This is a genomic window from Salana multivorans (assembly GCF_003751805.1).
Classification (GTDB): Bacteria; Actinomycetota; Actinomycetes; order Actinomycetales; family Beutenbergiaceae; genus Salana; species Salana multivorans.
Genome location: NZ_RKHQ01000002.1, coordinates 40,920 through 59,573 on the forward strand (window position 1 = coordinate 40,920; position 18,654 = coordinate 59,573).

Annotated in this window: 22 protein-coding genes; 16 read left to right on the forward strand and 6 right to left on the reverse strand. The window is 75.1% G+C overall.

Translation table 11 applies throughout. From position 1 onward, the window contains the following. Window positions 1-32 precede the first annotated feature (32 nt). Window positions 33-200, reverse strand: a complete 168-nt coding sequence (locus EDD28_RS17465) for a hypothetical protein (protein WP_170169485.1) — start codon at window positions 198-200, stop codon at window positions 33-35. 110 nt (window positions 201-310) lie between these two features. Further along, a complete protein-coding gene (locus tag EDD28_RS12425; protein WP_245968069.1) occupies window positions 311-817 on the reverse strand; it encodes a DUF3515 family protein in 507 nt (168 codons plus the stop codon). A 41-nt stretch (window positions 818-858) separates the two neighbouring features. Between EDD28_RS12425 and EDD28_RS12430 the strand changes: the two genes are divergently transcribed. Beyond that, window positions 859-1,836: a thiamine-phosphate kinase gene (locus tag EDD28_RS12430; protein WP_123740125.1), complete on the forward strand. Its 978-nt coding sequence runs from the start codon at window positions 859-861 to the stop codon at window positions 1,834-1,836. Window positions 1,837-1,927: 91 nt separating this feature from the next. On the opposite strand, the gene rpmB is transcribed toward EDD28_RS12430, so the two are convergent. Further along, window positions 1,928-2,119 carry a 50S ribosomal protein L28 gene (rpmB, locus tag EDD28_RS12435; protein WP_123740126.1) on the reverse strand — a complete coding sequence of 64 codons (192 nt, stop codon included), beginning with the start codon at window positions 2,117-2,119 and terminating at the stop codon, window positions 1,928-1,930. 234 nt (window positions 2,120-2,353) lie between these two features. On the opposite strand from rpmB, the gene EDD28_RS12440 reads away from it, so the two are divergent. The 3 genes from EDD28_RS12440 to EDD28_RS12450 all read left to right on the forward strand — a co-directional run bounded on the left by EDD28_RS12440 (window position 2,354) and on the right by EDD28_RS12450 (window position 7,228). Next, window positions 2,354-4,651, forward strand: coding sequence for an ATP-dependent DNA helicase RecG (locus EDD28_RS12440; RefSeq protein WP_245968070.1), 2,298 nt, complete (start codon window positions 2,354-2,356; stop codon window positions 4,649-4,651). 94 nt (window positions 4,652-4,745) lie between these two features. Then, window positions 4,746-5,447: an ABC transporter ATP-binding protein gene (locus EDD28_RS12445; RefSeq protein ID WP_123740127.1), complete on the forward strand. Its 702-nt coding sequence runs from the start codon at window positions 4,746-4,748 to the stop codon at window positions 5,445-5,447. Further along, window positions 5,444-7,228 (forward strand): DUF6297 family protein, encoded by a 1,785-nt coding sequence (locus EDD28_RS12450; RefSeq protein ID WP_148059618.1) that lies wholly within the window; start codon window positions 5,444-5,446, stop codon window positions 7,226-7,228. The genes EDD28_RS12445 and EDD28_RS12450 overlap by 4 nt, the downstream gene beginning before the upstream one ends. Window positions 7,229-7,257: 29 nt before the next feature. Here the strand turns inward: EDD28_RS12450 and EDD28_RS12455 are convergent, their stop codons facing one another. From EDD28_RS12455 to EDD28_RS12465, 3 genes are read right to left on the reverse strand one after another with little or no spacing between them, the layout of a single operon-like run. Next, window positions 7,258-8,061, reverse strand: a complete 804-nt coding sequence (locus tag EDD28_RS12455) for an ABC transporter ATP-binding protein (protein WP_123740129.1) — start codon at window positions 8,059-8,061, stop codon at window positions 7,258-7,260. Continuing rightward, window positions 8,054-9,142, reverse strand: a complete 1,089-nt coding sequence (locus EDD28_RS12460; RefSeq protein WP_211339225.1) for a FecCD family ABC transporter permease — start codon at window positions 9,140-9,142, stop codon at window positions 8,054-8,056. The genes EDD28_RS12455 and EDD28_RS12460 overlap by 8 nt, the downstream gene beginning before the upstream one ends. Beyond that, window positions 9,139-10,239 carry a FecCD family ABC transporter permease gene (locus EDD28_RS12465; RefSeq protein ID WP_211339226.1) on the reverse strand — a complete coding sequence of 367 codons (1,101 nt, stop codon included), beginning with the start codon at window positions 10,237-10,239 and terminating at the stop codon, window positions 9,139-9,141. Before EDD28_RS12465 ends, EDD28_RS12460 begins: the two co-directional genes overlap by 4 nt. A gap of 148 nt (window positions 10,240-10,387) precedes the next feature. On the opposite strand from EDD28_RS12465, the gene EDD28_RS12470 reads away from it, so the two are divergent. The 12 genes from EDD28_RS12470 (at window position 10,388) to EDD28_RS12525 (ending at window position 18,639) form a co-directional block, all read left to right on the forward strand. Continuing rightward, a complete protein-coding gene (locus EDD28_RS12470) occupies window positions 10,388-11,461 on the forward strand; it encodes an iron-siderophore ABC transporter substrate-binding protein (RefSeq protein ID WP_245968071.1) in 1,074 nt (357 codons plus the stop codon). A 40-nt stretch (window positions 11,462-11,501) separates the two neighbouring features. Next, on the forward strand, window positions 11,502-12,305 hold the full coding sequence (locus tag EDD28_RS12475) for a siderophore-interacting protein (RefSeq protein ID WP_123740131.1): 804 nt from the start codon (window positions 11,502-11,504) through the stop codon (window positions 12,303-12,305). A gap of 16 nt (window positions 12,306-12,321) precedes the next feature. After that, the gene (gene rsmD, locus EDD28_RS12480) at window positions 12,322-12,936 is read left to right on the forward strand and encodes a 16S rRNA (guanine(966)-N(2))-methyltransferase RsmD (protein WP_123740132.1); all 615 of its coding nucleotides are present in this window, start codon (window positions 12,322-12,324) and stop codon (window positions 12,934-12,936) included. Continuing rightward, a complete protein-coding gene (locus tag EDD28_RS12485; protein WP_123740133.1) occupies window positions 12,936-13,346 on the forward strand; it encodes a hypothetical protein in 411 nt (136 codons plus the stop codon). Before rsmD ends, EDD28_RS12485 begins: the two co-directional genes overlap by 1 nt. A 92-nt stretch (window positions 13,347-13,438) precedes the next feature. Beyond that, window positions 13,439-14,020, forward strand: coding sequence for a pantetheine-phosphate adenylyltransferase (coaD, locus tag EDD28_RS12490; protein ID WP_123740889.1), 582 nt, complete (start codon window positions 13,439-13,441; stop codon window positions 14,018-14,020). Continuing rightward, window positions 14,017-14,508, forward strand: coding sequence for a hypothetical protein (locus EDD28_RS12495; protein ID WP_123740134.1), 492 nt, complete (start codon window positions 14,017-14,019; stop codon window positions 14,506-14,508). Before coaD ends, EDD28_RS12495 begins: the two co-directional genes overlap by 4 nt. A gap of 121 nt (window positions 14,509-14,629) precedes the next feature. Further along, the gene (locus EDD28_RS12500) at window positions 14,630-15,241 is read left to right on the forward strand and encodes a YceD family protein (RefSeq protein ID WP_123740135.1); all 612 of its coding nucleotides are present in this window, start codon (window positions 14,630-14,632) and stop codon (window positions 15,239-15,241) included. Between the two features lie 51 nt (window positions 15,242-15,292). Then, a complete protein-coding gene (gene rpmF, locus EDD28_RS12505) occupies window positions 15,293-15,481 on the forward strand; it encodes a 50S ribosomal protein L32 (RefSeq protein ID WP_123740136.1) in 189 nt (62 codons plus the stop codon). A 38-nt stretch (window positions 15,482-15,519) separates the two neighbouring features. Next, entirely contained in the window at window positions 15,520-16,212 is a 693-nt protein-coding gene (rnc, locus tag EDD28_RS12510; RefSeq protein ID WP_211339227.1) for a ribonuclease III, read from the forward strand. A 4-nt stretch (window positions 16,213-16,216) separates the two neighbouring features. Then, window positions 16,217-17,185 (forward strand): bifunctional DNA-formamidopyrimidine glycosylase/DNA-(apurinic or apyrimidinic site) lyase, encoded by a 969-nt coding sequence (gene mutM, locus EDD28_RS12515; protein WP_123740138.1) that lies wholly within the window; start codon window positions 16,217-16,219, stop codon window positions 17,183-17,185. A gap of 9 nt (window positions 17,186-17,194) precedes the next feature. After that, window positions 17,195-17,842, forward strand: a complete 648-nt coding sequence (locus EDD28_RS12520) for a hypothetical protein (protein ID WP_123740139.1) — start codon at window positions 17,195-17,197, stop codon at window positions 17,840-17,842. Between the two features lie 185 nt (window positions 17,843-18,027). Further along, window positions 18,028-18,639, forward strand: a complete 612-nt coding sequence (locus tag EDD28_RS12525) for a response regulator (protein WP_123740140.1) — start codon at window positions 18,028-18,030, stop codon at window positions 18,637-18,639. Window positions 18,640-18,654: the final 15 nt, after the last annotated feature.

The following is an 18,654-nucleotide window of genomic DNA, read 5'->3' on the forward strand; positions in this document are numbered from 1 at the left end:
TGCGGCGTCGCCCACGCCCCGTCGGTGCGGCGTCAGCGCGTGCGCGCGACGACGTCGAGCACCTCGCCCATGAGGGCGAGCCAGCTCTCGTTGTCGAGGTCGCGGCGCTGGGCGCGCGCGTAGGGGAGGTACTGCGACACGGCCTCGCGAACCAGGGCGACGGCATCGTCGTGGGTGCGGGTGGACGTGGTGGTGCTCATCGGGGTCTCCGATCGAGATCTGCGCCAGGGGTGGTGACGTCACCATCGTCCGTCCCGGGGAGACCTCGCGCCTGGGACCAAAGGTCCGGCGTCCGGACCCGCCGGCCCGGCTAGAGGCAGGCGCGCTCGGGGCTGGTGCGCGAGACGGCCCCCGCGAGGTCGACGAGGATCGCGGTCGCGTCCGACCCGGCGTACTCCACGGGCACGACGACCTCGATCGCCGGGACGCGACCGTAGGTCGTGAAGGCGAACCGGCCGCGTCCGCCGTCGTCGGCCGTCGAGCCCTGCGGGTCGTCCTCGTGCACGATCCAGTCGACGACGGTGCCGTCGCCCGCCGTGACCTGGATGCAGCGCTCGGGCGTCGGCGGGAGCGGCTCCACCCCGCAGCGCAGCGTGATCGCCGGATCGCCCCACGCGAGCGAGGCCTGGGACGTCGTCGGCCGGCGATCGGCGCCGGCGAGCGAGGACGGCGCGACGCGCAGCACCTGGGCGCACACCTCGGCCGACGCGTGGGGTGCCGCGTCGAGCACGACGTCCGACGCGCAGCCGGACAGCATCGTCGCCCCGGCCGCCAGCGCGAGGGCGAGGGAGGGGACGGCGACGCGGCGGGGACTCACCCCTCCACGGTAGTCGGCCGACCGTGCGCGAGGATGGTCCGGTGCGCGTCGACGAGATCACCGAGACCGAGCTGATCGCCCGGTTCGCGCCGATGCTGCCGGTGGGCGTGCGGACCGTGCTCGGTCCCGGTGACGACGCCGCCGTCCTCACCGCGCGCGGCGACCTCGTCGTCACGACCGACGTGCTCGTGGAGGACCACCACTTCCGGACGCGGTGGTCGACCGGGGCCGACGTCGGCTGGCGCGCCGCCATGCAGAACCTCGCCGACGTCGCGGCGATGGGAGCCGTCCCGACCGCGCTCGTGGTCGCGCTGACCCTGCCGCCATGGACCCCGGTCGCGTGGGTCGAGGACCTCGCGCGGGGGCTCGCGCAGGCGTGCGAGCCGCACGGGGTCGGCGTCGTGGGCGGCGACCTGTCCGCCGGGCCGGCGCTGTCCGTCGCCGTCACCGCCCTCGGCGAGCTCGACGGGCGCCGGCCCGTGACGCGCGGGGGAGCCCGGCCGGGCGACGTCGTCGCCCACGCGGGCGTGCTCGGCCGCTCGGCGGCGGGGCTGGCGCTCCTGGCCGCCGCGTCGGAGGGGGTGACGTCCCTGCCCGGTGGGGAGCGGCTCGTCGAGGCGTTCCGGAGGCCCGACCCGCCACTGCTCTCCGGGGTCGACGCGGCGCGCGCCGGCGCGAGCGCCATGCTCGACGTCTCGGACGGGCTGCTGCGCGACGCCGGCCGGATCGGGCTGGCCAGCGGCGTCCGGCTCGACCTGTCGCGCGGACTCCTCGCGCCCGGCGTCGACGCGCTCGCCGAGGCCGCGCAGGACGTCGGCGTCGACCCGCTGACGTGGGTGCTGACGGGTGGCGAGGACCACGGCCTCCTCGCGACGTTCCCGCCGTCGGTCGCGCTCCCGCCCTCGTTCCACCGGATCGGCGTCGTCGTCGCGGCGGACGTGCCGGGCGACCCGGGCGTCACCGTCGACGGCGCGACGTGGGCAGGCCCGCTCGGCTGGGACCACTTCCACGCGACCTGAGTCGTCCCCGTCGGCGGCGGTCGGCTCCGGGGACGACGAAGGCCGCGGTCCCCGAGGGGAGCGCGGCCTTCGTGCGACTACGGGTGCGGGCTCAGAGAGCGCGCGTCACCTTGCCGGCCTTGAGGCAGGAGGTGCACACGTTGAGGCGCTTGGGCGTGCCGTTGATGACGGTCCGCACCTTCTGGATGTTCGGGTTCCAACGGCGCGAGGTCCGCACGTGCGAGTGCGAGACGCTCTTGCCGAAGCTGGGTGCCTTGGCGCACACGTCGCAGGTCGAAGCCACGGTCGTTCTCCTCATCATGAGCCGCCTGATCTGGCGGCGAATCCTGACAGCGTCGGGGTCGCGACTCCGCGAGGGAGGTGCATACCGGCACAACGCAACCGCAGCAGCATACCCTACGGCGCCGGACCGATCCACCAGCCGATCGTCGACGGCGCCCGTCCACACATCCTCTGGATCCACGGGCTCGACGTCGCGCGACCCCCGGTGTCGGACCAGCAGCCTACCCTCGGTGTCATGACGAGCAGCGGACGCGGGAGCGACGGGCACTGGCCGGGCATGCCCCGCACGCCCGTCGACCGCAGCCTGCGCATGCAGCTCGGTGAGGCGGCGTCGCGCAAGTACGCCAAGCTCGGCCTCCACTCGGTCCGCGACCTCCTCGAGCACTACCCGCGCCGGATGATCGACCCGGGCCGGCTGACGGACCTGTCGCGGCTGCGGCCCGGGCAGCACGTCGTCGTGGTGGTGGACGTGCTCGGGCTGACGGCCCGCCCGATGCGGGCCCGGCGGGGGTTCGTCGTGCAGGTCGACGTCTCCGACGGGGACGGCGTGCTCCAGATCGTCTACTTCGCGCCGAGCGCCCACCGCGTCGCCTACCTGGAGCGCCGCCTGGCACCGGGGCGGCGGATCGTCGTCGACGGCGTGGTCGCGGCGCACGGCGGCCGGCTGCAGCTCACCCACCCCGAGATCGACGACGTGGACGAGGAGGAGACCGACGAGGAGGCCCGCGAGCGCGCCAGCCGTCCCAAGGTCCGCTACGGGCAGACCCGGGGGCTCAAGAGCCTGACGATCCAGAAGCACGTCCGCGGTGTCCTCGCCTCGCTCGACGACGAGCTGCTGCCCGACCCGGTCCCGCTCGAGGTGCGGCTGGAGCGCGGCCTCCTCACGCACGCGATGGCGCTGCGCGCGATCCACGAGCCGCAGGACGCGCAGCAGTACCGCGACGCGGTCGAGGCCCTGCGGTTCGAGGAGGCGTTCGTGCTCCAGGCCGCGATGGCCCGCCGTCGCCACGAGGCCTCCCTCGAGCCCGCCACCGCGCGCCCGGTCCGTCCGGGCGGGATCCTCGACGTGTTCGACACGCGCCCGCCGTTCACGCTCACGGCCGGCCAGCTCGAGGTCGGCGGCGAGATCAGCCGCGAGCTCGCGGGGACGACGCCGATGCACCGCCTGCTGCAGGGCGAGGTCGGCTCCGGCAAGACGCTGGTGGCGCTGCGCGCCATGCTCCAGGTCGTCGACAACGGGGGACAGGCCGCGCTGCTCGCGCCGACCGAGGTCCTCGCGGCGCAGCACGAGCGCTCGATCCGCGGCCTGCTCGGCGACCTCGGCGAGGCGGGCATGCTCGGCGGGGCGCTGGACGCCACGCGCGTCGTGCTGCTCACCGGCTCGCAGTCGACGGCGCAGCGGCGCAAGGCCCTGCTGGAGGCGGCGACGGGGACGGCCGGGATCGTCATCGGCACCCACGCGCTGCTCCAGCAGCACGTGACGTTCCACGACCTCGGGCTCGTCGTGGTCGACGAGCAGCACCGGTTCGGCGTCGAGCAGCGCGACGCCCTGCGGGCGAAGGCGCGGACGGCGCCCCACCTGCTCGTCATGACGGCGACGCCCATCCCGCGCACCGTCGCCATGACGATCTTCGGCGACCTCGAGGTCTCGACGCTGCGCCAGCTCCCGGCCGGCCGCGCCGACGTCGCGACGCACGTGGTCGACACGGGCAACGAGCGCTGGGTGCAGCGGATGTGGGCGCGGGTCGCGGAGGAGGTCGGGCAGGGGCGGCGCGTGTACGTCGTCTGCCCGCGCATCTCCGCGACGGTCGCGGAGGCGGGGGAGGACCTCGACGCCGGGCCGGCGGCCGATGACGACGACGGCACCACGGGCGGCGAGCCGTCGGCGGCGCCGCGCGAGCTGGAGTCGGTCGAGGCCGTGGTCGAGCGGCTGGGCGGCGAGCCGGCCCTCGCCGGGATCGAGCTGCGCGCGCTGCACGGCCGGATGGGCCCGGAGGAGAAGGACGCTGCGATGGCCGACTTCGCCTCGGGGGCCGCCCCGGTGCTCGTGGCGACGACCGTCGTCGAGGTGGGCGTCGACGTGCCGGAGGCGAGCGTCATGGTCATCCTCGACGCCGACCGGTTCGGTCTGTCCCAGCTCCACCAGCTCCGCGGGCGGATCGGCCGCGGAGCTCTGCCCGGGGTCTGCTTCGCGGTGACGCCCGTGCCGGAGCTCGACCCGGGGACGGGGGAGCGGTCGGCCGCGCGGGAGCGGCTCGAGACGTTCGCCGGCACGCGGGACGGCTTCGCCCTGGCCGAGGCCGACCTCGGTCAGCGGCGCGAGGGCGACGTCCTGGGGGCGGCGCAGCACGGCCGGACCGCCTCGCTCCGGCTCCTGCGCGTCGTGCACGACGCCGAGACGATCGAGCTGGCGCGGGAGGCCGCGCGCTCCGTCGTCGCGAGCGACCCCGCGCTCGAGCGACACCCGGAGCTGGCCGAGGCGATCACCCGCGCGCTGGACGCCGAGCGCGAGGAGTACCTGGAGCGGTCCTGAGCCCATCGGCGCGTGGTCCGCCCGGCCACGCTCGCCGAGCCCGACCGGGGCGCTCGGGTTCGGTGCGAGCCCGCGCGGCTCGTACGCTCGGGGGATGGCGAAGTCCTCCCCAGCGGTGCTGCGCGCCCGCGACCTGCTCGTCGGCTACGGCGAGAGCGCCGACTCGGCCGTGTGCCCGCCGATCTCGGTGACGATCCCGCCGGGGGCGGCACTCGCCGTCGTGGGGGCGAACGGCAGCGGGAAGTCGACGTTCCTGCGCGCGGTCGTCGGTCTGCTGCCGGCCCTCGGCGGGACGATCGAGCTGCTCGGACGGGCGGTCGACGAGCGCGAGGCGGACTTCCGCGCCGCCGTCGCGACCGTCATGGACGAGGATGCGGCGTTCCCCGCGCTCACCGTGCGCGAGCACCTGCTCCTGCTGGCCCGCGGTCACGGCGTCGCCCAGGCGAGCGAGCTGGTCACGACCCTCACGCGGGAGTTCGGGATCGCTGAGCGCGAGCGCGCGATGCCGACCGCGCTGTCCTCCGGGCAGCGACGCCGCATGCTCCTGGCCGCCGCGTTCGTCCGCCCCCGGCGCGTGCTCGTGCTCGACGAGCCCGAGCAGCGGCTCGACGCCGGCATGCGCGACCGGCTGGGCGAGCGCCTCGCGGCCGAGCGGCGCAGCGGGGTCACGGTCGTCATGGCGACGCACGACCCCGTGCTCGTCGAGCGGGTCGCGACGCACGCGCTCGTCATCACGGACGAGCAGGCCCGGCAGGCCAAGCCGCGGGCCGCCCTCGACCTCATCGAGACGCTGTGACCGCCCCTGGCGCTCCCGGCGCCCCCGATGCCCCCGGCGCGGAGCTAGCCCCCGAGGCCGACGTGACCGCCGCCGGACCCGACGCGACGGTCGGCGACGAGGTCGACCCGGACGACCCGAGCTCCGCCGAGCAGCAGCTCACCGTCCTGCCGCTCGACGAGCCCGTCCCGGGCCAGCCCGTCGCGACGACCCGCCTGACCGGCCGCGGTCTGCGCTCGCTCACGGCGACGGCCAGGCGTGGCCACGGCGGCGCCAAGTGGACCAGCCTGTTCGGCGACGTCTACGTCTCCGTCCTCTCGGCGGTCGTCGGCGTCACGATGGCGGTCCAGGCCGCGCGCATGCTCGGGGCGGACCTCGGCAACCTCGAGGGCGCGGCGCAGGCCGCGGGACCCGCCCTCGACCCGGCCTGGCTCGTGCCCATCGTCGGTCTCGCGGCGGCCGGGCTCGTGCTGGGCGTCGTCGTGCGGCTCGGCCCGGTCGGGGTCGGCGGCGCGGGCGCCCTGTGGTGGCTGCCGACGCCGGCCGACCGCGCCGGGCTGCTGCGCCCCGTCGCGCTGGCCTGGCTCGCCGGCGGCGCGGTCGCCGGCGCCGCGGTCGGTGCGGTGCTCGCGGGCTTCGCCCACGTGGCCTGGCTCGGCTGGTTCGCGCTCGTGGGAGCCGGCGGGGGAGCCGCCCTCGTCGCCGTCGCGATCCTGAGCCAGCGCGGGGGAGCCGGCGGGCGGTCGCTCGCCTCGGCGCCGGTGCGGGCGCGGCGTCTCGCCCGGCTGGGCGAGACGTGCTTCGCGCTCGCCGTCGCCGCCTGGATCGCGCTCGCCGTCGCGCGGCGGCCGGCCCCGGAGCCCAGCCCGGTCCTGCTCGCCGCCGTCCTGCTCGCCCTCGCGGTCGTGCTCGGCGTCGTCGCGATCGCCGGTCTCGGCTCGATCCCGGGCGCGGTGCTGCGCGCGCGAGGCGCCAGGACGGGCGACGCGACGTCGTCCGTCGCCGCGCTCGACCTGCGCGGTCTCGGCCGCGTCCTCACCGACTCCGGCGGCGACGTCCGACGGCGCAGCTCGGCGCTGCGGACCGTGCGCGGGCCGCTGAGCGCCGTCTTCACGGCGGACTCCCGCCTCGTGCTGCGCAGCCCGTGGCAGCTCATCGCGTTCACCAGCGCCGTCGGGCTGCCGCTCGCGCTCGCGGTCTCGGGTGGTTCCCTGCTCATGGTCGCGCTGTTCGTCGTCGTCGGCGGGGCCCTCGTCGCGAACGTCGGCGGTGCCGGCGCGCGAGCGGCGCACGACGCCCCGGTCCTCGACCGCGTGCTCGGCCTCGGCGCTCGCCGCTCGCGGCTCGCGCGGCTCCCGTTCGCCTCCCTGCTCGTCTTCGTCTGGGCGATGGTCGTGCTGCCGCTGCTGCTCTCGATGCGCGGTGTCGGCCTCGGCTGGGAGCTGGTCCCGCTCGCGCTGCTGCTCGCCCCCGGGCTTGCCTCCGCCGGCATCCAGGCCGCCTACCGCAAGTCGATGGACTGGTCGCAGCCGCTCGTCATCACGCCCCAGGGCGCGTACCCGCCGGGGCTGATGAGCGCGCTCGCCCTCGGCCCGATGCTCACGCTCATCGCGCTCCTGCCGACGCTCGTGGCGCTCGCGGTCGCGGTGCTCTCGCCGGCGACGCAGGTTCCCGTCGGCGTCCTGCTGCTCCAGGCCGTCGTCTCATCGATCCTCGTCGCGGTCGCCACCCACGTCCGCAAGGACGCCGGCCGGCCGGCTCGTCCGACCCGGCCGACCTCGGCCGCGGCGACGGCCAGGTAGCCACCGCCTCCGGTTCCCGGGGGCGGACCTCAGCCGCGCGAGCGGTCGCGTCCGATCGGAACGACCTGCGGCGTGCCGACGACGGGGTCGGGCACGACGACGCAGGGCAGGCCGAACACCTCCCCGACGAGGTCGGACGTCACGATGTCGCGCGGGGCGCCCTCGGCGACCACCCGCCCGTCGCGCATCGCGATGAGGTGCGTCGCGTACCGCGCGGCGTGGTTGAGGTCGTGCAGCACGGCCACGAGCGTGTGGCCGGCGAGGTTGAGGTCCGTGAACAGCTCGAGCAGCTCGATCTGGTAGGTGATGTCGAGGTAGGTCGTCGGCTCGTCGAGCAGCAGGATGCCGGTCTGCTGCGCCAGGGCCATCGCGACCCACACCCGCTGGCGCTGGCCGCCCGACAGCTCGTCGACCAGGCGGCCGGAGAGCTCGGTGATGCCGGTCGCCGCCATCGCCCGCAGCACGGCCTGCTCGTCGTCCCCGGTCCACTGCCGGAGGAGGTTCTGGTGCGGGTAGCGCCCGCGGGCGACGAGGTCGGCGACGGTGATGCCGTCGGGAGCGATGGAGCTCTGGGGCAGCAGCCCGATCCGGCGCGCGACCTCCCGGGCGCGGTAGGAGTGGATGTCGGCGCCGTCGAGCACCACCCGGCCGGCGGTGGGACGCAGCAGGCGGCTGAGCCCGCGCAGGAGCGTCGACTTGCCGCACGCGTTCGGGCCGACGATCACCGTGAACGAGCGGTCGGGGATCGAGACGGAGAGGTTCTCGGAGATCGTCCGCCGGTCGTACCCGATCGTCGCCGCCTCCACGCGCAGCCGCGCACCTGTCTCAGGCACGGTGCCTCACTTCCCTGATGATGAGCCAGACGAGATAGGCGCCGCCGGCCACCACCGTGACGATGCCGACGGGCAGCGCGGTCGGCAGGGCGTGCTGCGCGACGAGGTCGGCCCCGACGAGCAGCAGCGCGCCCGTGCAGGCCGCCGGCGCGACGGCGATGCCCGGCGAACGGGTGAGGCGCCGGGCGATCTGGGGCGCGGACAGCGCGACGAACGCGATCGGCCCGGCCGCGGCCGTCACGACGGCCGTCAGCGCCACCGCGATCAGCATGACCGTCAGCCGCACCGGTTCCGCGCGCGTGCCGGTGGCGCGTGCCGCGTCGTCGCCCAGCTCGAGCTGCCGCAGCCCCGGGCCGAGCGCCGCCCCGGCCGCCAGGAGGACCAGCACGAGGCCGCCGCCGACGATCGCCTGGTCCCAGGTGGTCCCGTTGAGCGAGCCGGCGCCCCAGACCGCGGCGGTGAGCGCGAGCTCCTGGTTCGCGGTCAGCATGAGCCACGTGTTGAACGAGGCGAGGACGGCCGCGACGGCGATCCCGACGATGATGAGCCGGAACCCCTGGACCCCCCGACGCCATGCCAGCAGGTAGACGACCCCGGCGGTGAGGATGCCGCCGACCAGCGCTCCGCCGGCAACCTGGAGGTACCCGCCGCCGATGACGATGATGACGAGCAGCGCGCCGGTGTAGGAGCCGGTGGAGAAGCCGATGACGTCGGGGGACGCCAGCGGGTTGCGGGTGAGCGACTGGAACGCGCCCCCCGCCGCGCCGAGCGCGGCGCCGAACACCAGCCCGGCGAGGACGCGTGGCAGCCGCCAGTCGACGACGACGGTGCGCGCGAAGCCGGCGTCCGGATCGTTCGTGAGCGCCGCCAGCACCTGGGGGAGGGTGAGCGGGTAGTCGCCGACGACGAGACCGACCGCGGCCAGCGTGACCGCCGCGACGACGAGCCCGGCGCACACGAGGAGCGCCCGCAGCCGCCACCGGCCGGCCAGGCCGCCGGCGCGCAGCGCGACCGAGCGGTAGCCGGGGTCGACGAGCCCGGTCGGAGCGTCGCCGGGGACGGCGTCCGCGATCGCGCTCACAGCCCGCTCGCTCGCTGCCGGCGGACCAGGACGATGAGGACGGGCGCCCCGACGAAGGCCGTGACGATGCCGACCGGGACCTCGCCGGGCCAGTCGACCACGCGGCCGACGATGTCGGAGACCAGCAGCAGCGCCGGCGCGAGCACGATCGTGTACGCGAGGATCCACCGCTGGTCCGGCCCGACGATCCAGCGGGCCACGTGCGGCACCATGAGGCCGACGAAGGCGATCGGGCCGGCGATCGCGGTCGCCCCACCGGCCAGCAGCGTGACGGCGGTGACGACGACGACCCTGGTGAGCACGACGTTCGTGCCGAGGGAGCGCGCGAGGTCGTCCCCGAGCGCGATGGCGTTGAGCGAGCCGCTCGCGACCATCGCGAGGACGACGCCGACCAGCAGGAACGGGAGGACGGGCAGCAGGACGTCCCAGCCCCGCTCGACGAGCGTCCCGGCGTTCCAGCTCCGCATCGTGTTGAACGTCATCGGGTCGAGCAGGATCAGCGCCGTGACGATCCCGCTCAGCACCGCGCCGAGCGCGACACCCGCCAGGGTGAGCCGCACGGGGTCGGCGCCGCCCCGACCGGCCGAGCCGACGACGTAGACGGCGACCGTGACGACGAGCGCCCCGGCGAAGGCGAGCCAGACCTGCCCCGAGGTCGACGTCACCCCGAGCGCGGCGACACCGATCGCGATGAAGAACGAGGCGCCGGAGGTGACACCGAGGATGCCCGGGTCGGCGAGCGGGTTGCGCGTCAGGGCCTGGATGAGCGCGCCCGCGACCCCGAGCGCCAGCCCGACGCAGACTCCGACGACGGTGCGGGGCACGCGCAGGTGCCACACGACGTGGGACTCCTCCGTTCCCCCCAGCAGGGTGTGGAGCACGGTGAGCGGCGCAATGCCCCTCGAGCCCACCGCGATGCTGACCAGGACGAGGACCGCCAGCACCACCATCGCGACGAGCAGCCCGAGCGTCCGGGTGGCGCCGGACGACGCGACGGGCCCCCGCTCGGTGGAGCCGGAGGCCGAGGTCAGGTCGGAGAGCTGGGTCGGCTCGGCGATCGACGGCGCCGCGCGCGGGTCGATCGGGGCAGCCGTCATGGACGATCCGTTCCTCGGGCCGGAGCCGGCCGACCCGCGTCGCGGCCGTGTAGCATCCGGATTACTTAGGTAAGGGTAACCTGAGTACGAATGCTGTCGCGACTCTCGCAGGGGGACTCGGACGGCCATCCACTGAATGGAGCCACCATTGTCTCGTCGTCCCACTCGTCGCCGCACCACCGCCCGTCGAGCGACGCTCGCGCTCGCCGCAGCCGTCGCCGCCCTCGCGCTCGCCGCGTGCTCGACCCCCGCCACGTCGTCGCAGACCACGCCGCCGGCCGACCCCGCGGGGTCGGCGGCCTCGTCGGGAGCAGCCGAGGGATCGGGCGACGCGGGCACCGAGGACTCGGCCTACCCGGTGACGATCGACACGAAGTTCGGCCCGGTCACGATCGAGGAGCGGCCCGAGCGGGTCGTGGCCCTCGGCTGGGGTGACGCGGAGCTCGCGCTCGCGTTCGGCGTGCAGCCCGTCGGGGCCGCCGACTGGCTCGCCTTCGGCGGCGAGGGCGTCGGTCCGTGGGCCGAGGGCCTCTACGACTCGGCTCCCGAGATCATCGGGACGATGGAGCCCTCCTACGAGGCGATCGCCGCGCTCGAGCCCGACCTCATCCTCGACGTGCGCAGCTCCGGTGACGCGGAGCGCTACGAGCGGCTGTCGACGATCGCGACGACGGTCGGCGTGCCCGACGGCGGCGACTCGTGGCTGGCGACGCGCGACCAGCAGGTCGGGATGATCGCCGCCGCGCTCGGCCAGACCGAGCGCGGCGAGGAGCTCGTCGCCGAGGTCGACGACGCGTTCGCCGAGGTGTCGGCCGCGCACCCCGAGTGGGCGGGGAAGACCGTCACGGTCGCGACCCGCACCGCCGACGGCTGGGGCGCGTACGCCGCGACCGACGGCCGCGTGCAGCTCCTCGAGAACATGGGCTTCACCCTGAGCCCGACCATCGCGGCCCTGCCGGTCGACGAGAACGGCTGGAGCGTCAGCATCTCCGCCGAGCAGCTCGACCTGCTCGACGCCGACCTCCTCGTCGCGTTCCCGATCTTCATCGACGCCAGCGAGATCACCGACGACGCCGGGTGGCAGCTCGTCCCGGCGGTCGCCGACGGCCGGTCGATCGTCGTCACGGACGACCTCTCGCAGGCGTTCTCGCTCGGCACGCCCGCGGCGCAGCTCTACGCGATCGACCACTTCACCTCGCTCATCGAGAGCGCCATCGGTTGAGCGCCGTCGTGCTGCGCCCCCTGCACCGCCGGACGTCCCGGTGACCCGGCGACGTCCGGCGGCGCAGGCCCGCAAGCCGGAGGTGGCCACCGTCCGCGGGTTCCGGGTGGTCGACGCGCTGACGATCTCGCCGGGGTTCCGCCGGGTCGTCGTCCGCAACGAGGACGAGGACTTCGACGAGGAGTTCTCCTACCTCGGCTACGACCACTGGTTCCGCCTCTTCCTCCCGGTGCCCGGGCGGCCGCTCGAGCTGCCGCTCGGCGGGCTGGACGGCTGGCACCAGCGCCTGCTCGCGATGCCGGACGAGGTCCGCCCGATCGTCCGCAACTACACGATCCGCGCCGCCCGGCGCGACTCGGCCGGCTGGGAGCTCGACGTCGACTTCGTCCTGCACCGCGGAGCGTCGGGCGAGGTGGAGGGCGAGGCGGCCGGCTGGGCGCTGGCGTGCCGGCCCGGGGACGAGCTGGGCTTCCTCGACCAGGGCTGCATCTTCACCGCGTACGACGAGCGGCCGCTGCTCCTCGTGACGGACGAGACGGGCCTGCCCGGCGTCGAGGCGATCCTCGCGACGCTCGACCACGACCGCGTCACGACGGTCGTCGAGGTGGCGTCGGAGGAGGACCGGCGCGAGCTCGCGGGGCCCGGGGCGTCATGGACGGCGCGCCGGCCGGGCCAGGGGTACGGCGACGCGGCGCTGGAGGTGCTGCGCGGGACGAGCATCGACCCGGCCTGCAGCGCCTACATCGTCGGCGAGTCGGCGTTCGTGCTCCGGGCGCGCACGGTCTGCCGGCGGGCCGGCGTCGCGAAGGAGGCGATCGGCTTCTGCGGGTACTGGCGGCTGTGAGCCGTAGGCTGCCGGGGTGACGCGCATCATCGCCGGGGTCGCGGGCGGCCGGACGATCCAGGTGCCGCCGCGGGGGACCCGCCCGACGTCGGACCGGGTCCGCGAGGCCCTGTTCACCCGCCTCGACAGCTACGGCCTGCTCGACGGCGCCCGCGTCCTCGACCTCTACGCCGGCTCCGGGGCCCTCGGGCTGGAGGCCGCGAGCCGCGGGGCGGTCGAGGTCGACCTCGTCGAGCACGACCGCCGCGCCGCGCAGACCTGTCGCGACAACGCGCGCGCCCTCGGGATCCCCGGCGTCGACGTCCGCGTGCACCAGGCGCGGGTCGAGACGTTCCTCGCGGCGCGTCCGGCGCGTCCGGCGGACGTGACGGGTGTGGCGGATCGGGCGGAGGACCCGCGCGACGACGCCTGGTCGCTCGTGCTGATCGACCCGCCGTACGACGTCGCGACCGACCGCGTCGACGCCGTCCTGCACCAGCTCGTCGGGCACCTGAGCCGGGACGCGGTCGTCGTGGTCGAGCGCTCGTCGCGCAGCTCGGCGCCCACGCCGCCGCCCGAGCTCGAGACGTGGCAGGACCGCAGGTACGGCGAGACGACGCTGCACTTCCTCGAGCGCGCTACCGTCGGGTGATGAGCACGCAACGCCCGAACGACCCCGCCCCGTTCGACGGTCCCGCCGACGGGATCGGCTACCCGCTCGACCCTCCGACGTCGACCAGCGACGCCGGTCCGGCCGGCACCACCGGGCCGGCCGGCACCGCGGCTCCCGTCGCCCCGACCTACGGGACGCCGGCCGAGAGCCCCGAGGTCCTCGTCCCCACGCCCCTGCCGTCGCGCGGCGGCCTGAGCCGGTCCAAGATCATGGCCGCCACGCCGATCCTGGCGACGATCGGGTTCTTCGTCTGCGGGTTCGCGTTCAACGGCTGGGCCTGGGCCTGGGTGTTCTGGCTGGCCGTCCCGCTCGTCGGCATCCTCACGAGCGACGACGACGACCAGAAGCGGCTCCGCCGGGAGCGCAAGCGCGGCACGATCGAGCGGTGAGCTCCGCGACGTCGCCCGGCGTCGACCTCCCGGAGCCCGCCCGGTCGGCGTGCCACGGGACCGTCCGTCGTCCCTCCCCCTATCGTGAGGGGGTGCGTACCGCCGTGGTTCCCGGCACCTTCGACCCCGTGACGCTCGGGCACGTCGACATCGTCGTGCGCGCCGCGCGGCTGTTCGACGAGGTCGTCGTCGGCATCGCGCGCAACGCCGGCAAGACGCCGCTGCTCGACGCCGAGACGCGCCGGGCAGCGTTCGCGGGCGCCGTCGCCCACCTGCCCGGCGTGCGGGTGGAGATCGTGCCCGGCCTGCTCGTCGACTTCTGCCGCGAGGTCGGCGCCGTCGCGATCGTCAAGGGCCTGCGCGGCGGCGGGGACCTCGACGCCGAGGCGCCGATGGCCGCCATGAACCGCCACCTGTCGGCCGTCGGGACCGGCGACGCCGGCGTCGACACCGTCTTCCTCGTGAGCGACGGTCGCCTCGCCCACATCGCCAGCTCGATGGTGCGGGACGTCGCGACCTACGACGGTCCGATCGACGACCTCGTGCCGGACGGCGTCGGAGACCTCGTCCGCGCCGCGATCGCCGACCGCTCCGCCCGTTCCCGGACCGGCCGCGACAGCAGCGGCCCAGCTCCGTCCGTCCCGTCCGCCCCGACCCCGAGGGAGACCCCGTGACCGACCACACCACGTCCACCGAGGACCCGGCGGCCGGCCTCCTCGCGCTGCTCGACGACCTGCGCGACGTCGTCGAGCAGGCGCGCGCGATGCCGATGAGCGCCTCCGTGCTCGTCAACAAGGCCGAGGTCGTCGACCTGATCGCCGCCGCCCGGGAGGCCGTCCCGGACCAGGTGGCCGCCGCCGACCGCATCGTCGCCGAGGCCGAGGGCGTGCTCGCCCGGTCGAAGGCGGAGGGCGCCGACATCCTCGCCGCGGCGCACGTCGAGGCCGACCGGCTCGTCTCCGACCACGAGATCACGCGCCTCGCGCGGGAGCGGGCGGCGGAGATCGTCGCGGAGGCCGAGGCCAGGGCCGCCCAGCTCGAGGCCGACGCGGACGACTACTGCGACTCGCGGCTGGCCCAGTTCGAGGTCGATCTCGGCGCCGTCTCCAAGCAGGTCGCCGCCGGACGTGCGCGACTGGCGGCGCGGCGCGGGGCACAGTAAGGTAGTTCTTTGGTCCGCCGCTCGGCGCGACCCCCTGGAACACCCAGACACCCCCTGAGCCCGGTTGCGCGCCCTTCTGCCTGCGCCAGGGCCGGGCCGACACGAGAGGGAGCACCGCGTCATGAACCCGCGCTCACCGTTCGTCGTCGGGGTGCACGAGCTCGTGCGTCGCCCCGGCGCGATGCACACCACCCGGCTGGCGATCCCGGCCCCCGGCGACCTGCGCAACGAGGTCATCGGCGTGCCGACCGGCGCCGAGGTCGAGATCGACCTGCGCCTGGAGTCCGTCGTCGAGGGCGTCCTCGCCTCGGCCCGCGTCCTCGCGCCGCTGGCGGGGGAGTGCGTGCGCTGCCTCACGGCCATCGCCGACGAGGCGGACGTCGAGCTGACCGAGCTGTTCGCCTACCCGGGCGCGATCGAGATCGACCCCGAGGACACCGAGGCGGAGGAGATCGCCGAGATCCTCGACGACGCCATCGACCTCGAGCAGGCCGTCCGGGACGCCATCGTCCTCGACCTGCCGTTCCAGCCGCACTGCCGGCCGGACTGCCTCGGCCTGTGCCCCGAGTGCGGCGTCGACCTCAACACGGCGGACCCGGACCACGGTCACGACGTCGTCGACGCCCGCTGGGCCGCGCTCGTCGAGGCCTTCAACCAGCCCGACGGCGAGCCCGACGAGACCCCCGGCGGCACCGCCGCACCCACCACGACCGGCGAGGAATCCGACCGGTGAGGAGTGCCGTAGACTTCTCTGCGGTTTACTGACGAAGGAAGAGGAAGACCCGTGGCTGTTCCCAAGCGCAAGATGTCGCGCTCCAACACCCGTGCGCGCCGCTCGCAGTGGAAGGCGACGCCCGCCGTGCTCTCCACCTGCCCCCAGTGCAAGTCGCCGCGCCTGCCGCACACGGCCTGCCCGAGCTGCGGCGCCTACAACCAGCGCACCTACGCCGAGGCTCTCCGCACCGACGCCTGAGGCAGCCGATGCCGAAGGACGTGCTGGAAGCGAGCCCGATGCCACCGGTTGGCCTCGGGCCGCTTCTGTCTGCCCTGGGGGAGGACCTCGACCCCGAGCTGGCCGTCCTCGCGCTGACGCACCGCAGCTTCGCCCACGAAGCGGGCGGCGTACCGACGAACGAGCGCCTGGAGTTCCTCGGGGACTCGGTGCTCGGCGTCATCGTGACGGAGTACCTCTTCATCACCTACCCGGACGTCTCCGAGGGCGACCTCGCCAAGCGACGCTCGGCGTGCGTGTCCCAGCGGGCCCTCGCCCGCGTCGCGCGTGAGCTCGGGATCGGGTCCTTCCTGCTCCTGGGCCGCGGCGAGGCGAACTCGGGCGGCTCCGAGAAGGACTCGATCCTCTCCGACACGCTCGAGGCCCTCATCGGGGCGACGTTCCTCTCGGTCGGGCTCGACCGCACCCGCGTCATGGTGCTGCGCCTGCTCGCCTCGACGCTCGCCGGGGCCGCGACGGCGGGGGCCGGCCTCGACTGGAAGACGAGCCTCCAGGAGCGCTCGGCCGAGCTCGGGCTCGGCGTCCCGTCCTACGAGGTGCGCTCGACCGGGCCCGACCACGCGCGGGTCTTCACCGCCCAGGTCCTCATCGGCGGCGACGTGCTCGGCGAGGGCACCGGCACCGCCAAGAAGTACGCCGAGCAGCAGGCGGCCGAGCAGGCCTTCGCCGCGCTCGTCGGCTCCGACGCCTGAGCCGTTGCCCGAGCTCCCCGAGGTCGAGACGGTTCGAGCCGGTCTCGCTGACCACGTCCTCGGCCGCGTCGTCGCCGGCGTGGACGTCCACAACCCCCGCACGGTCCGCCGCCTGCCCGGGGGCGCCGGGCAGCTCGCCGACGAGCTGACCGGGACCCGGCTGCGCGCCGCCGTCCGGCGCGGCAAGTTCCTCTGGCTCCTGCTGGACGCCGCCGCCGGGAGCGACGCGCCCGGCGCGGGCTCAGCCCTCCTGGTCCACCTCGGGATGAGCGGCCAGCTGCTGGTCCGCGACCGGCTCACGGCCGAGGCGGGCGCTGAGCACCCGCACCTGCGCGCCCGGCTCCACCTCGCGCCCGACGACTCCGGCCGATCCCTCGACGCCGAAGCGGCCGAGGCGCCCGGCGTCCCCGTCGTCCTCGACTTCGTCGACCAGCGCACGTTCGGCTACCTCGCGACCGACCGGCTCGTCGCGACGCCCGACGGCGCCCCCGGCGGCCTGGGCGCGCCCGACCCGCTCGTCCCCGCGTCCGCCGCGCACATCGGCCGGGACCTGCTGGATCCCGCCGTCGACCTCGACGTGCTCGCCCGAGCCCTGCGCGGGCGGCGGAGCGCCGTCAAGCGCGCGCTGCTGGACCAGACGCTCGTCTCCGGGGTCGGGAACATCTACGCGGACGAGGCGCTGTGGCGCGCCCGGGTGCACCCGGAGCAGCCGGCCCCGACGCTGAGCGCCCGCGCGGCGCGTGCCGTCCTCGAGTCGGCCGCCGAGGTCATGCGCGCGGCGCTCGTGGCGGGCGGGACGTCCTTCGACGCCCTCTACGTCAACGTCAACGGCGCCTCGGGCTACTTCGACCGCTCGCTCGAGGTCTACGGCCGGGAGGGCGAGCCGTGCTCGCGCTGCGGCGCCCCCGTGCGCCGCGCGTCCTTCATGAACCGCTCCTCGCACTTCTGCCCCCGGTGCCAGCGGCGGCGGTAGGTCGACGCGATGCACGAGTCCGGGGCGCACGCCGGGCTCGCCGCGGAGCAGCGGTCGCGGCTCCGCGACGTCATCGAGGGCCACGTCCGGACGGGCGCCGTCGTCCGCGTCCCGGCCGGGTGGTCCGGCGGGTCGGCCGACCTGAGAGGATGTGACCCGCTCACGACCGACGATCGACTCAGGGAGGCACTCGTGATCATCTGGAGGGGCTGGGGCGTGCTCGCGTTCGTCTACGCGGCCGTCGGCATGATCCTGTTCGCGGGGGTGGCCTCGACCCTGGTGCCCGAGTCGGCGCTGCCGTTCACCATCGGGATCGGCCTGCTCCTCGCCGCCGTCGCGACCTGGTTCACCGGCATCGCGCTGAACCGGACGAGCCCCCGGCGCAAGATCGACGCCTGGGCGCAGGAGCGCAAGCGCCAGCTCGACGACCTCGTCGTCACCGGCCGGTTCTCGCTCGGTCCCGGTCAGCCCCAGCCGACGTCGGTCGCCCAGGCGCAGGAGATGGCCGACGCCCTGTTCGCCCACGAGCTGGCGCAGGCCCAGCGCGCGTTCAACGTGCACACGCTGTTCTGGATCCCGATGCAGTACCTCGCGTTCGTGTGGGGCGCCATCGCGCTGGCCGTCATCGTCATCGGCGCCGTCCAGGCGATGAGCTGAGCCGCCGGCGACCGACGGTCGCGGACGGCGACGGGATCACCGGCCACGTCACCGCCCCGGCGAGGGAGGGGACGGCCGTCCGGGAGGGCGGCCGCCACCTCGGCCGGGACACCCGGACCACGGCCGGTTCGGGACTTGCGGCCCCCGCCCGGTAGCCTGCGAGGGTGACAACACCCACCACCGTCATGATCGTGGACGATCACGAGGTCGTCCGTCGCGGGATCGCCGACGTCGTCGCGGCCGCCGACGGGCTCGACGTCGTCGCCGAGGCCGGGACCGTCAAGGACGCGGAGCGCCGCGGCGCCCTGCTCAAGCCGCAGGTCGCGCTCATCGACCTCCAGCTCCCCGACGGCACAGGCATCGACGTCATCAAGGCGCTCGCGGTCAGCTCGCCGGAGACGCGGGCGATCGTGCTCACGTCCTTCGACGACGACGACGCGGTGTCCGCCGCCGTCGAGTCCGGTGCCCGGGCCTACGTGCTCAAGACGGTGCGCGGGGCGGAGATCGTCGACGTCGTGCGCGCCGTGGCCGCCGGCCGGGTGCTCCTGGACGAGCGGACGCTCACCCGGCGCCGCCAGGCCAACCCGGACCCGACCGCGTCGCTCACCGCGAGCGAGTCCAAGGTGCTCGACCTCGTGGCCAAGGGCATGACGAACCGGGACATCGCCGACGAGCTCGGTCTCGCCGAGAAGACGGTGAAGAACCACGTGACGTCGATGCTCGCGAAGCTCGGCCTCTCCCGCCGCACGCAGGTCATCGCCTGGGTGGCGAGCCAGCACACGCAGTCCTGGCGCTAGCCGGCCGATCGGCCG

Bases quoted from the DNA above. Each gene is read 5' to 3' on its own strand.
- EDD28_RS17465 (WP_170169485.1), bottom strand. From the start codon at position 200: ATGAGCACCACCACGTCCACCCGCACCCACGACGATGCCGTCGCCCTG.
- EDD28_RS12440 (WP_245968070.1), top strand. From the start codon at position 2,354: ATGACGAGCAGCGGACGCGGGAGCGACGGGCACTGGCCGGGCATGCCC.
- EDD28_RS12445 (WP_123740127.1), top strand. From the start codon at position 4,746: ATGGCGAAGTCCTCCCCAGCGGTGCTGCGCGCCCGCGACCTGCTCGTC.
- EDD28_RS12465 (WP_211339226.1), bottom strand. From the start codon at position 10,239: ATGACGGCTGCCCCGATCGACCCGCGCGCGGCGCCGTCGATCGCCGAG.
- EDD28_RS12485 (WP_123740133.1), top strand. From the start codon at position 12,936: ATGAGCACGCAACGCCCGAACGACCCCGCCCCGTTCGACGGTCCCGCC.
- EDD28_RS12500 (WP_123740135.1), top strand. From the start codon at position 14,630: ATGAACCCGCGCTCACCGTTCGTCGTCGGGGTGCACGAGCTCGTGCGT.
- rnc (WP_211339227.1), top strand. From the start codon at position 15,520: ATGCCACCGGTTGGCCTCGGGCCGCTTCTGTCTGCCCTGGGGGAGGAC.
- EDD28_RS12520 (WP_123740139.1), top strand. From the start codon at position 17,195: ATGCACGAGTCCGGGGCGCACGCCGGGCTCGCCGCGGAGCAGCGGTCG.
- EDD28_RS12525 (WP_123740140.1), top strand. From the start codon at position 18,028: ATGATCGTGGACGATCACGAGGTCGTCCGTCGCGGGATCGCCGACGTC.